At 70.0% G+C, this 12,981-nt stretch carries 11 protein-coding genes and 1 riboswitch; of the genes, 3 read left to right on the top strand and 8 right to left on the bottom strand.

The genetic code is table 11. The features are described from left to right. Positions 1 to 135: 135 nt before the first annotated feature. Positions 136 to 1,119: a DNA polymerase III subunit delta gene (holA, locus tag AB0N89_RS19195; RefSeq protein WP_364206092.1), complete on the bottom strand. Its 984-nt coding sequence runs from the start codon at positions 1,117 to 1,119 to the stop codon at positions 136 to 138. A gap of 135 nt (positions 1,120 to 1,254) precedes the next feature. After that, positions 1,255 to 1,387, top strand: a riboswitch (SAM riboswitch). Between the two features lie 13 nt (positions 1,388 to 1,400). On the opposite strand from holA, the gene thrC reads away from it, so the two are divergent. After that, complete coding sequence (thrC, locus tag AB0N89_RS19190; RefSeq protein ID WP_364206089.1) at positions 1,401 to 2,666, top strand: threonine synthase; 1,266 nt, start codon at positions 1,401 to 1,403, stop codon at positions 2,664 to 2,666. A gap of 17 nt (positions 2,667 to 2,683) precedes the next feature. On the opposite strand, the gene AB0N89_RS19185 is transcribed toward thrC, so the two are convergent. From AB0N89_RS19185 to nadD, 7 genes are all read right to left on the bottom strand, one after another. Next, complete coding sequence (locus tag AB0N89_RS19185; RefSeq protein WP_364206087.1) at positions 2,684 to 5,089, bottom strand: ComEC/Rec2 family competence protein; 2,406 nt, start codon at positions 5,087 to 5,089, stop codon at positions 2,684 to 2,686. Continuing rightward, on the bottom strand, positions 5,086 to 5,808 hold the full coding sequence (locus AB0N89_RS19180; protein WP_364206084.1) for a ComEA family DNA-binding protein: 723 nt from the start codon (positions 5,806 to 5,808) through the stop codon (positions 5,086 to 5,088). Before AB0N89_RS19180 ends, AB0N89_RS19185 begins: the two co-directional genes overlap by 4 nt. Before the next feature lie 144 nt (positions 5,809 to 5,952). Then, positions 5,953 to 6,798 (bottom strand): DegV family protein, encoded by an 846-nt coding sequence (locus AB0N89_RS19175; protein WP_364206081.1) that lies wholly within the window; start codon positions 6,796 to 6,798, stop codon positions 5,953 to 5,955. 10 nt (positions 6,799 to 6,808) lie between these two features. Then, positions 6,809 to 7,537, bottom strand: coding sequence for a diglucosylglycerate octanoyltransferase (gene octT, locus AB0N89_RS19170; RefSeq protein WP_364206078.1), 729 nt, complete (start codon positions 7,535 to 7,537; stop codon positions 6,809 to 6,811). Positions 7,538 to 7,540: 3 nt separating this feature from the next. Then, positions 7,541 to 8,155: a histidine phosphatase family protein gene (locus tag AB0N89_RS19165; protein WP_364206076.1), complete on the bottom strand. Its 615-nt coding sequence runs from the start codon at positions 8,153 to 8,155 to the stop codon at positions 7,541 to 7,543. Continuing rightward, on the bottom strand, positions 8,152 to 8,556 hold the full coding sequence (rsfS, locus tag AB0N89_RS19160; RefSeq protein WP_364206074.1) for a ribosome silencing factor: 405 nt from the start codon (positions 8,554 to 8,556) through the stop codon (positions 8,152 to 8,154). The genes AB0N89_RS19165 and rsfS overlap by 4 nt, the downstream gene beginning before the upstream one ends. A 54-nt stretch (positions 8,557 to 8,610) precedes the next feature. Further along, positions 8,611 to 9,210 (bottom strand): nicotinate-nucleotide adenylyltransferase, encoded by a 600-nt coding sequence (nadD, locus tag AB0N89_RS19155; RefSeq protein ID WP_364206072.1) that lies wholly within the window; start codon positions 9,208 to 9,210, stop codon positions 8,611 to 8,613. Positions 9,211 to 9,371: 161 nt separating this feature from the next. On the opposite strand from nadD, the gene AB0N89_RS19150 reads away from it, so the two are divergent. Continuing rightward, the gene (locus tag AB0N89_RS19150) at positions 9,372 to 11,477 is read left to right on the top strand and encodes a RecQ family ATP-dependent DNA helicase (protein ID WP_364206070.1); all 2,106 of its coding nucleotides are present in this window, start codon (positions 9,372 to 9,374) and stop codon (positions 11,475 to 11,477) included. A 150-nt stretch (positions 11,478 to 11,627) separates the two neighbouring features. Continuing rightward, entirely contained in the window at positions 11,628 to 12,914 is a 1,287-nt protein-coding gene (locus tag AB0N89_RS19145; RefSeq protein ID WP_364206069.1) for an MFS transporter, read from the top strand. Positions 12,915 to 12,981 lie beyond the last annotated feature (67 nt).

Genomic DNA, 12,981 nt, shown 5'->3' with positions numbered 1-12,981 from the left:
CCCTTCATCGCGTTTACGTTGACCTTCGGCCCGAAAGAGGGCGCGCTTCCGGCGAGACAAGTCCGCCGATCCGGTTCATGGGCGCGTTGATCGTCGGGCTCGGCCCAGTGAGCGGTGGGCGTGGTCCAGTAGGTGTCAGCGGCTGCTGCCGTGAGCGTCGACGACCTCCAGAACGGCACGTTCGAGCGCGTACTCCGGGTTGGCCGCGACCCCCTTGACCTCCGCATTGAGCCTGGCGACGATCCGCATCGCGGTGGCGAGGCCGTCCTGTCCCCAGCCACGAGCCTGCCCCTGCGCCTTGCGGACCTTCCACGGCGGCATCCCCAGCTCGCCCGCCATCTGATTCGGGTTCCCGCGGCCCGCGCCCGACACCCGCGCGATCGTCCGGACGGCGTCGGCGAGGGCGTCCGCGACCAGCACGTGGGGAACACCCAGCTGCATCGCCCAGCGCAGCGACTCCAGCGCCGCCGTCTTGTCGCCGGCGACGGCCTTCTCGGCGACGGCGAACCCGTTCACGTCCGCGCGCCCCCGGTGATAGCGCCGGACAGCCTGCTCGTCGACCGTGCCACCGGCGTCCGCGACGAGCTGGGTCGCGGCCGACGACAGCTCGCGCAGATCCGAGCCGACGGCGTCGATCAGCGCGAGCACGGCCGCACCGTCGATCTTCCCGCCTACCCGGCGGACCTCGTTGCGGACAAAGGATTCCCGTTCGGCGGGCTTGGTCAGCTTCGGGCACTCGACGATCTCCGCCCCGGCCTTTTTCAGGGCCGCCGGAAGCGCCTTCGCGGCCTTGCTCCGGCCGCCTCCGCTGTGCACGACGACGAGCACGATGCCGTCGGCGGGCGCCTTGACGTAGGCCATCACCCCGTCGGAGAGCTCCTGCGAGATGTCGTGCGCGGATTCGAGGACGATCACCCTGCCCTCGGCGAACAGCGAGGGGCTGACCATCTCCGCGAGGGCGGGGACTGTGAGGTCCGACACCCGGATCCGGGTCAGATCCGCCGTCGGATCGGCCGCTTTGGCCGCGTCCGAGGCGCTGCGGACCGCGCGTTCGATCAGCAGCTCTTCCTCACCGAGAACCAGGACCAGCGGCGATGGGGCGGAAGCTTGCGTCGTCACGGTGACGATCCTGCCACTCCTCCTCTCGTGTGCTTTGTCCGGTGATGTGTTCCGGGCACGGTGGCCCCATCTGAGCCTCATGTCGTACGGTGTTGGCGAGGCGACGCGATCACGCGCGTGCCGACAATCGAATACCGCTCATCCAGAGGGGCAGAGGGAACGGCCCGATGAAGCCCCGGCAACCGGCGTCAGCCTGTCATCCCGCGATCGCGGGGTAGCTGACGAACACGGTGCCAATTCCGGCCCGCCACGGCGGGGCAGATGAGGAAAGGAACCTCGCGATGACCGCAACCCTCGGCACGACTTCCACCACCAAGACCCCGGATCTCGGACCGGCCGTCGAACTGGTGTCGAAGGAAGAGGGCCACCGGCAGCCGCTCGCTCCCGAATTCGTTTCCGCCGAGGACTTCTCGCCGCTCGAGGTCGCCTACGACTTCGGCCGCGTGCGCCGCGAGGACATCGAAGCCGGGCCGAAGAACATCTGGCGCTACAAGAAGCTCCTTCCCGTTCCCTCGAACGTCGAAGAGATCCCCAACACCGAACCCGGCGCCACCCGGCTGATCCAGGCCGACAGGCTCGCGAAAGCCTTGGGCGTCAAGAAGGTCTGGGTCAAGGACGACACCGGCAATCCCACTCACTCGTTCAAGGACCGCGTGGTCGCCGTCGCACTGGCCGCCGCCCGCGAGTTCGGGTTCGACGTGCTCGCCTGTCCGTCGACCGGCAACCTGGCCAACGCGGTCGCCGCCGCCGCGGCCCGCGCGGGCTGGCGGTCGGTCGTGCTGATCCCGAAGACCCTTGAGCGCGCCAAGATCCTCACCACCGCCGTGTACGACGGCGACCTGATCGCGGTCGACGGCAACTACGACGACGTGAACCGGCTCGCCACCCAGCTCGCGGCCGAGCAGGAGACCTGGGCGTTCGTCAACGTGAACGTCCGGCCGTACTACTCCGAAGGCTCCAAGACGCTGGCCTTCGAGGTCGCCGAGCAGCTCGGCTGGCGGCTTCCCTCCCAGATCGTGGTGCCGATCGCCTCCGGTTCGCAGCTCACCAAGGTGGACAAGGGTTTCCGCGAGTTCGGGCAGCTCGGCCTCGTCGACGAAACGCCGTACAAGGTGTTCGGCGCGCAGGCCACCGGGTGTTCCCCCGTCTCGGCGGCCTTCCGCGCGGGTCACGACGTCGTCCAGCCGGTCAAGCCGGACACCATCGCCCGGTCGCTGGCGATCGGCAACCCGGCCGACGGCCCCTACGTCCTCGACGTGGTCAACCGCACCGGCGGCGCGATCGAAGACGTCACCGACGAAGAGGTCGTCGAGGGCATCCGGCTGCTCGCCCGCACCGAGGGCATCTTCACCGAGACCGCCGGCGGGGTCACCGTCGCGACGGCGAAGAAGCTCATCGAGACCGGCAAGCTCAACCCCGACGAGGAGATCGTTCTCCTGATCACCGGCGACGGCCTCAAGACCCTCGACGCCGTCGAGGACAAGATCGGCCCGAAGGCCACTGTCAGCGCCTCGGCCGACGCGGTCCGCGAGGCTCTCGGCCTCTGAGTTCCCGCCGGCCCGCCTCACGAACGAGGCGGGCCGCGGGGCTCACCCCGACGCACCAAGGCGAGGCCCCGCGCGTCGGTGACGACAGCCGTGTCGCCGTCCTTGTCCGTCCTGGCCACCGAAGCACCAACGGCCGCCAGAGTGTCCAAAGTGGACTTGTTCGGATGGCCGTAGGTGTTCCCGGCGCCGACACTCACCAGCGCGACACGTGGTGCGACGGCGTTGAGGAAATCCGGTGCCGTGTAGCGACTTCCGTGGTGCGGGACCTTCAAGATCTCGGCACGCAGGTCGGCGCCTTCCGCCATCAGGTCGGCCTGCGCGGCCAGTTCGACGTCGCCGGTCAACAGCAACCGGCCCGCCGGGGTCCCGGCACGCAGGACGACGGAACCGTTGTTGATCACCGTGCCGTCCTGTTCCCGAACCGACCGCCGGGTGACATAACGCGGCCCCAGCACGTCCAGTGAAAGACCCGGCCAGTCTAGCCGTTGTCCGATCCCCAGTTCCAGCAAGGGAATCCCGCGGCGCGCTGTCTCGTCCGCGACCTGCTGCCACGCCCAGGCGGGCGCTCTGCCCGGACCGACGGCGACAGCTCCGACCGACCGGCCCTCGAAGACGGATTCGAGGCCGCCGATGTGATCGGCGTGCAGATGGCTCAGCACGATCAGCGGAACGCGGTCGATCCCGAGTCTGCTCAGGCATTCGTCGACCGGTCCCGGTTCCGGCCCGGTGTCGACCAGGATCGCCCTCCCCGGCTCACCCGTGGCGAGAACGACAGCGTCACCCTGCCCGACGTCGCAGGCGACGGCACTCCACGACGCCGGTGGCCACGCCGGGGCCAGCACGCGAACCGGTACGAAGACGAGGAGCCCGCCCGCCAACGCGACCGCCAGCAGGATCCTGGCGTGACGCAGCCGGATGGCGACGAGCAGCACGACGAGCAGTGCGGCCGCCAGAAGCCCGCCCCACCAGCCATCCGGCCAGTCCACCACCGCTCCCGGCGCGCGGGCGCCGTGACGTGCCACGGTGATGAGCCAGCTCGCCTCGGGTTCGGTCAGCCGGACCAGCAGCCTGCCCGCCGACGGCCACCACGGTCCGACCACGGTGGCGAGCACGCCGAACACCGTGGCCGGGGCGACCACCGGCACGGCGAGCACGTTGGTCACCACCGAGACGAGACTGACCGATCCCGCCATGCCCGCGATGATCGGCGCCGTCATCACGAACGCGGCCAGCGGGATGGCCAGCCCCTCGGCGTAGCCGGCCGGCACACCGCGTCCGACCAGCCACTCGGCCCACCTCGGCGCGAGCAGGACGAGCCCGGCCGTGGCCAGCACCGACAGGGCGAACCCGAAGTCGGCGGCCATCGCGGGATCGGCCACGACGAGCCCCGACACCGCGAACGCCAGCGCGGGCAGCGCCGAACCCCGGCGTCCCAGGGCCAGCGCCAGCAACCCGACCGCTCCCATCACTCCGGCACGGAGCACACTGGGCGCGGGTCCGGCGAGGACCACAAACCCGGCGAGCCCCGCGGCGGCTGCGGCGGCGGAAGTCCGCGGCCCGACCCGGAGCACCCTCAACAGGAGAAGGATCGAGCCGCAGACGATCGCCACGTTCCCACCGCTCACGGCCATCAGGTGGGACATGCCGGAGTCGGTGAACTCGCGCTCGACTCTCGGGGACAGCGTGCTCGTGTCTCCCACGACCAGCCCGGGCACGAGACCGGCCTGCTCCTCGGGGAGGACGGAACACAGGCTCCGGAGCCCGGTGCGCAGCGATTCCGCGGCTCGCTGCCACCAGGGCGCCGATCCGAGAGCCGACGGCGGGCCTCGCACCGAGAGGACCGCGACCGTCAGTTCGGCCCCCTTCGCCGGTGCGAGCCGCCCGGAGGCGGTGACCTGCTGCCCGGGCAGCAGGTTGATCCACCCTTCGGCGGGGGCGAGCAGAAGGATCCGGCCGGCCGAATCCACCATCCGCTCACCCGTCACCACGGTGTCCACCGTCGCGGCGATGACCACCAGGCGGGTGCCTGCCTGCCGATCGGCGTAGCCGGCGCCGCGGACCGGACGTGGCCGCTCGGTGAGCACCACCCTCGCGGTGGCGTCGCTCCCCCGTGCGGCGGCGGCACGGAGGTCGTCGTGCTCGGCGGCCCGGATCCGCAGCGCCACCGGACCGGCGGTGAGCACACCGAGGACCGCGAGCGCACCCAGGCCCGCCACCCACCGGGACGCCGTCCGGCGGGCACGGACACCGGCGATGATCGCGAGCACCACGGCGGCCGCACCGCAGAGCATCGTGATCCACCAGCCGCCGAGCAGCCCGGAAAGAGTGCCGAGCCAGGCCGTCGCCGCGGCCGGTAACAGCCGCAGGTCTTGTCCTCGCCACGACGTGGTGTCCACTTCGGACGGATCGGCGGACGGGGTCATCCGACGGACACCAACTCCCGGACTTTCTTGAATTTGGATTCGCCGATCCCTTCTACGTCACGGAGTTGCTCGACCGTGGTGAACCCGCCGTGCCCGGACCGCCAGTCGACGATGCGTTCGGCCGTCACCTTGCCGACCCCGGGCAGAGTGTCGAGTTGCTCGGCCGTGGCCGAGTTCAGGTCGAGCTTTCCTGCCGGTGCCTCGGGTCCGGCCGCGGCCGGACCCGGGACACCGACGGCCACCTGCTCGCCGTCGGCGAGCCGCCGGGCCAGGTTCAACCCGGTCAGATCCGTTCCGGGCTGTGCCCCACCGGCCGCCGTGAGGGCATCGGCGACCCGTGCGCCCGGAGGGATGGTGACCAGACCGGGTTTCAGCACCCGGCCGACGACGCTGATCACCAGAGGCGCCTTGGCCGCCGCGGCGGGGACGTCTCCGGCGGCCTTCGCCGACGGCAGGGGCGGCGGGGTCTCCGCCCCCGGCCCGTGTCCGAACAAAGCGATCGCGCCGGTCACGATCGCGGCCACCGCGATCAGCGCGACCACCACGGTGATCCACCGCCTGCTCACCGGGATCCCGTCCGCCGTGAACCGGGCGGGCACCCAGCGGCGCACGAGCCTGCCCGCGGGCGGGCCCTGGGTGGGCTGCGACAGCTGCGCGGCCAGCCACGCCAGCCTGGCGTTGACGGAGGGACCCGGTGAACGGGCGGTTTGGTCGAACACGTGAACGACGCTACGGAGCGGGGGCGGCGGGCGGGAGTGGTGAATCCCGGACCTGTGGACAAGTGGGGTGTTGTGGACAACCTAGCCCCGGCCGGGATCCGATCGCCGGTTTCCGTCGGGGGCGTATGAGACGCTGGCGGGCTTCTAACCCGCCCGCTGGATCACGACGCCGAGGACCCCGGGACCGGTGTGCGCGCCGATGACGGCGCCGATCTCCGAGACCACACACCCCTCGGGGCAGCTGATGGACTCCTCCAGCCGGTTGGCCAGTTCGACTGCGCGTTCCGGTGAGGCAAGATGATGGACGGCGATGGCTGCGCGGCCACCTTCAGCCGCTTTCACGGCGAGTTCGACCAGCCGCGCCACCGCGCGATTCATCGTCCGCACCTTCTCCAGCGGCTGGATCCGGCCTTCGGACATGTGCAGCACCGGTTTCACCGCGAGTGCCGTGCCGAGCAAGGCGGCCGCCGGGCCGATCCGCCCGCCGCGGCGCAAATATTCGAGTGTCTCGACGGCGAACAGGGTCTCCGAGCGGCTCACCGCGTCGACCGCCGCGGCCTCCACCTCGGCCGGATCGGCCCCGTCCGCGGCGGCACTCGCCGCTCGCAGGGCGGCGAAACCCAGTCCCATGGCGGTGCTGCGGGAGTCGACCACACGCACCTTGTCCGGCCCGACCTCCTGGGCCGCGAGCACAGCCGCCTCCCAGGTCCCGGACAACTCACGGGACAGATGGACCGACACGACGGCGTCCGCGCCCTCGGCCAGCGCCGCGCGGAACTCCTTGACGAATTCCGCGGGCGTCGGCCTGGAAGTCGTCACCAGGCTGCGTTTGCCGAGCGCTTCGGCCAGGGCCGCGGGGCCCATTTCGACGCCGTCGAGGAAGACGACGCCGTCCACGAGGACATGCAACGGGACCACCCGGATCCCGTTCCGTTCGGCGAAGCCTTCCGGCAGGTGGGCGGTGGAATCCGTGACTACGGCGACCGACACGGCAGCCAGCCTACGTTGCCGCGGGGCGCAGCACCGGGGCCATCAGGCGGGCCATTTCTTCGCCAACGGCGGCATGTCCTTCCCAACCCCAGTGCATCCCGTCCGGATTGCCCCGGCCGCCCAGCACGTGATCGCCGACGACGGCTCCGAGATCCAGCAGCGGGACGTCCGCACGCCTCCCCCAGGCGGCGATGGCGGCGGCGGCACCGGCCCGGGCGGTGTGCACGCGGCCGTAGGCGTCGGAGCGGTGGACGGACGGCAGGATCCCGAAGATCGGCAGTTCCGGTCGCAGCACGCGCAGAGCTCCGACAGCGGTCTCGAGGTAGTGGACGGTCAGCTTCGACGGCAGGACCACCGGACGTCCTCGCAGCGCGATCGCGAGCCGCGGCTGAGCGGCGAGATACGTCTTGCGCACCACCCGCCGCAGCGGATCGGGTCGCAGGTAGCGCAGGCCGGTACGCAGATAGGTGGGCAACGGCGAAGGCAGCGTGTCCATGCTCCCGACGGCCAGCACGACGGCGTCGACGTGGTGGAGGTCGGCCCAGACACGCGGATCCCCGATCAACGACCACCAGGCGTCGCGGGCGGTCCAGCCGAATCCGGCGACGAGGTCCACCCCGCCACCGCCGAGCGCCTCGGCGGCGATGTTGGGCCACAGGCGCGCGTCGTCGGCGGCGAGCGGGCCGTCCGGGCCGTGGAAACTGAGGGAATCGCCGAACACCAGCAGGCGCGGGGCCATGGATCAGCCGGTGATTCCCGCGTTGTAGGCGGCCAGGCGCCAATTCCCGTCGCGCCGGGTCAGCTCGACCCAGTGGCAGTTCGCGATCCCGCCCAGCGTCGGCCAGGACGTGACCGGCAGGCCGAGCAGTTTCGCGGTCAGCGCGATGATCAGGCCACCGTGCGTCGCCAGCAGCACGGCTTCGCCGGCGTCGGAATTGGGCTGGTCCAGGTCCTCGACGACTTCCAGAGCGCGTTCGGCGACGTCCACCCGGGACTCGCCGCCCGGCGGTGCCCAGGTCGCGTCGACACGCCAGCGTGCGCGTTCGCCGGGGTAGGCCTCGTCGACCTGCTGGCCGGTGAAACCCTGCCATTCACCCAGGTGGGTTTCCCGGAGACGCTTGTCGATCCGCAGCGGGACGCCGATGGCCTCCGTGAGGACGGTGGCCGTGTCGGTCGCGCGGCGCAGATCCGAGGCGATCACTAGATCCGGGGAGAACCGGGCGAGCGCGGGTACGGCGAACCTGGCCTGGTTCCAGCCGACCGGCGTCAACGCGGAGTCCAGATGTCCCTGCATCCGGCCAGCCGCGTTGTAGTCGGTCTCGCCGTGGCGCCAGAGCACCAGCCGCCGCGGGCTCACGAGGCGCCTTGCGCGTCGGCGGGGTCCTCCTCGGCGGGTGTCTCCAAACCTTCGACCTCGATCCGCGGGCAGTCCTTCCAGAGCCGCTCGAGACCGTAGAAGGAGCGCTCCTCCTGGTGCTGGACGTGGATGACGACGTCGATGTAGTCCAGCAGGACCCAGCGGCCCTCGCGGGCGCCTTCACGTCGGACCGGCTTGTGCCCGCCGATCCGCAGCTGCTCTTCGACGTTGTCGACGATGGCGCCGACCTGGCGCTCGTTGGGTGCGGACGCGATGACGAAGGCGTCGGTGATGACAAGCTGGTCGGACACGTCCAGCACGACCACGTCGCTCGCCTTCTTGTCCGCCGCCGCATGGGCGGCCGCTACGGCCAGCTCTCGTGCCTCGGACGTGGCTGTCACAGTTCTCCTCAAACAGATGGCTTACTCGCGGGTGCGCCCGACGAGGGTACCCGGTCAGGCACCCCGGTCTTTGCGATAGAGGTCCTTTTTGGCGATGTAGCGCACCACACCGTCGGGGACGAGGTACCAGACGGGTTCCCCGCCCTCGACCCGCTCGCGGCAGGCGGTGGACGAGATCGCCATCGCGGTCACCTCGACCAGGCTCACCTTCCCGCTGGGCAGATGCTGGGAATTGAGGCGGTAGCCGGGCCTGGTGACACCGATGAAATGCGCCAGTTCGAACAGCTCGTCGGCATTGCGCCAGGTGAGGATCTGTTCGAGCGCGTCCGCGCCGGTGATGAAGAACAGCTGGTCGTCGGGATATTCCGCGCGGAGGTCGCGCAGGGTGTCGACTGTGTAGGTCTGCCCGACGCGGTCGATGTCGACGCGGCTCACCGAGAACACCGGGTTGGACGCCGTCGCGATCACCGTCATCAGGTAACGGTCCTCGGCACGCGTGACCACCCTGTCGGATTTCTGCCACGGCTGGCCGGTGGGCACGAAGATGACCTCGTCGAGCGCGAACCGCGACTGGACCTCACTGGCCGCGACGAGGTGCCCGTGGTGAATGGGGTCGAACGTGCCGCCCATGACCCCGATCCTGCGTGGTGACATGGGTCGTGAGCCTATACATCGCAGGTGGCTTCACGCGCGGGTCGCCGAACCCACCGATCAGTCGTGATCTGGATCACATTACGCTCCGTTCCATGGATGAACGGTCCGTTCACGACATGCCGATCGCGACTTCGTCGGTGGCATGGGGTAGAGGTGGGGACGTGGACACATCGACTCTCCGGGACCGCGCCGAGACCCTCCTCCAGTCGCTGGCCGGCGAAGGCGCCCGGCTGCGCGACGACCAGTGGACGGCCATCGAGGCGCTGGTCGCGCACCGCCGTCGCGCGCTCGTCGTGCAGCGCACCGGCTGGGGGAAGTCGGCGGTTTACTTCCTGGCCACGGCGCTGCTGCGGGAACGCGGCGAGGGCCCGACGGTGATCATCTCGCCGCTGCTGGCGCTGATGCGCAACCAGATCTCCGCGGCGGCGAGGGCGGGCATCCACGCGGCGACGATGAACTCCGCGAACCCGCAGGAGTGGGATCAGGTCCAGGCCGCGATCGCGGCGGGCGAGGTCGACGTCCTCCTGGTCAGCCCGGAGCGGCTGAACAACCCGGACTTCCGCGACACCGTCCTGCCGAAGCTGACCGCGAGTGCCGGCCTGCTCGTGGTCGACGAGGCGCACTGCATCTCGGACTGGGGTCACGACTTCCGACCGGACTACCGGCGGTTGCGGACTCTGCTGAAGGATCTGCCCGAAGGCGTTCCCGTGCTCGCCACCACCGCGACCGCGAACGACCGGGTGGCCACGGACGTCGCCGAGCAGCTCGGCATCGGCAACGGCGGCGACACCCTCGTCCTGCGCGGCACCCTGGACCGCGAAAGCCTCTATCTGTCGGTGGCCAAGCTGCCGACGTCGCAGGCCAGGCTCGCGTGGCTCGCCGAGCATCTGGAGGAGCTCCCCGGATCCGGGATCATCTACACGCTCACCGTCGCGGCCGCGCATGACGTGGCGGGCCTGCTGACCGAGCGCGGTTATCCCGTCGCCGCGTACACCGGGAAGACCGACCCGGCGGACAGGCAGGCGGCCGAAGACGATCTGCTGAACAACAACGTCAAGGCGCTGGTGGCCACTTCGGCGCTGGGCATGGGATTCGACAAGCCGGACCTGGGCTTCGTCGTCCACCTCGGCGCCCCGTCCTCTCCCATCGCCTACTACCAGCAGGTCGGCCGTGCCGGGCGTGGTGTCGATCGCGCCGAGGTGATCCTCTTGCCCGGCCACGAGGACAAGGACATCTGGGCGTACTTCGGCTCGCTGGCTTTCCCGGACGAACTGCGGGTGACCCAGGTGCTCAACGCGCTGGCGTACGCGGACCGTCCACTCTCGACACCCGCGCTGGAGCCGTTCGTCGAGTTGTCCCGTTCCCGGCTGGAGATGGTCCTCAAGGTGCTGGACGTCGACGGCGCGGTCCGCCGCGTGAAGGGCGGCTGGGAAGGCACCGGCGAGGAGTGGCAGTACGACAAGGAACGCTACGCGCGGGTGAGCGCGGCGCGGACCAACGAACAGAACGCCATGCTCGCGTACCTCGAAACCACCGGCTGCCGGATGGAGTACCTGCGGAAGCAGCTGGACGATCCCGAAGCGACCCCCTGCGGTCGATGCGACAACTGCACCGGAAAGCAGTGGGACACCACGATTTCCGACGACGTCGTCGATGCCACCCGGCAGCGGCTGCGCCGTCCCGGGGTCGAGGTCGCGCCGCGGAAGATGTGGCCGACGGGGATGGCCGGACTGGAGGTCCCGCTGTCCGGACGGCTGCCAGCGGGCGAGCAGGCCGAAACCGGCCAGGTCGTCGGCAGGGTGACCGACGTCGGCTGGGGCACGCGGCTGCGGGAACTCGTCGGCCCGGGCGCGGCGGACACCGAGCTCCCCGACCCGGTCTTCCAAGCCTGCATCGAGGTTCTCAAGGGCTGGCAGTGGACCGAGCGTCCGGTCGCGGTGGTGGAAGTGCCGTCCGCCACCCGGCCCCGGCTGGTCCACAGTCTGGCGACGAAGCTGGCGTCGATCGGACGGCTGGAGTATCTGGGCGCCATCGCCTCGGCAGGGCCGCCTCCGCGTCAGGCGAACAGCGCGCAACGGCTGGCCGACCTGTGGAAACGCCTCAGCCTGCCGGAAGAACTCGGCACGAGGGTCGCCGCGGTCGAGGGCCCGGTCCTGCTGGTGGACGACTTGATCGACACCGGATGGACGATGACGCTGTCCGCGCGCCTGCTGCGGCAGGCCGGTGCCCGCGCCGTGCTGCCGTTCGCTCTCGCCAGCACGTCGTGACCCGGAAGCCGTGAACTGAACGTCCGAAACCGCGCGTGGGCGGTCGAACACCCTCCGGTCACCACAGACTGATCTCGGCATCCGGCGGGTTCTTTCCCGCATGGGGACTTTCTGGCAAGGTTCCGTCCACGCGCGAGTACGGAGGTGCCGATGGCGGACTCAACGACGGAGCGGCTCCGGCATCGGCTCCCGGTGAAGAAACTGTTCGCCGCCAGTGTCGGGAACGCGCTGGAGTGGTTCGACTGGACCATCTACGCCACCTTCAGCATCTACTTCGCCAGCGAGTTCTTCCCGAAGGGCAACGAAGCCCTGGCGTTGATCAACACCTTCGCCACGTACGCCCTGGCGTTCTTCTTCCGGCCGCTCGGCGGGATGCTGCTCGGCCGCTTCGCCGACATCAGGGGCCGGAAGCCCGCGATGATCCTGACCATCGTGCTGATGGCGGGCGGTTCGGTGGCCATCGGCCTCCTGCCGACGTTCGACCAGGTCGGCTGGCTGGCCCCGATCCTGTTGCTGCTGGCGAGGGTCGCTCAAGGGCTGTCGCTCGGCGGCGAGGTCTCCAACGCGTCGGCGTACCTCGGTGAGATAGCGCCGCCTGCCCGGCGCGGGCGGTACTCCGCCTTCTTCTACATCTCGACCGGTTCCGCCGTCCTGCTCGCCTCGGTGCTCGGGTTCGTGCTCGCGCGGACGATGTCCAAAGCGGACTTGACGGCGTACGGCTGGCGGATCCCGTTCCTGCTCGGCGGTGTCCTCGGCATCATCGGCTTGTGGCTCCGGCGTAGTCTCGCCGAGACCGAGATCTTCGAGGAGAAGAAGTCGACCTCGAAGCGGGTCGAGCGGCCGCTGCGCACCACTCTTCGCGAGCACCCGCGCGCCGTCGTGCAGCTCGTGGGTTTCTCGATGCTGTCGACCCTTTGCTACTACACGTTCTTCAGCGCCCTGACCTCGTTCGCGGTCAAGACCCGCAAGGCCGACGACGTCGACGTGTTCCTCGCGTTGTCGATCGCGACGGCGCTGTTCGTCGCGCTGCAATACCCGATGGGCGCCCTGTCCGACCGCTACGGCCGCAAGCCACAGCTGCTCGTCTGGTCGGCGGCGACCGCGATCCTCATCGTCCCGCTGTCCACTTTGGTCCGGCCCGGGCTGCCGGGACTGATGGTCGTGTTCTGCGTCGGACTCTGCCTGTACACGGCGATGACCTCGATCGCGCCCGCGATCATGAGCGAGCTGTTCCCCACCGAACTGCGGGGCCTGGGCATCGGCGCCTGGTACAACCTGACCGTCGCGCTGTTCGGCGGCACCGCTCCCCTCGTGCTCACCGCGCTGTCCGACGCCGGATTGTCGACGCTGTTCTTCTGGTACGTGGCCGCCGGAGCGGTGATCGCGTTCTTCGTCATCCGGACCCTGCCCGAGACCAAAGGCAGCGACCTGCGCTGAAAACTCCGTCGCCGACAGCACGGCGAGGTGGCCCTCCTCGCGCTCCTACGACGAGCGCGAAGGAGGG

Origin of the sequence: Amycolatopsis sp. NPDC089917 (assembly GCF_040684635.1) — a bacterium.
GTDB lineage: Bacteria > Actinomycetota > Actinomycetes > Mycobacteriales > Pseudonocardiaceae > Amycolatopsis.
This window is presented reverse-complemented; position numbering and strand designations above follow the sequence as displayed.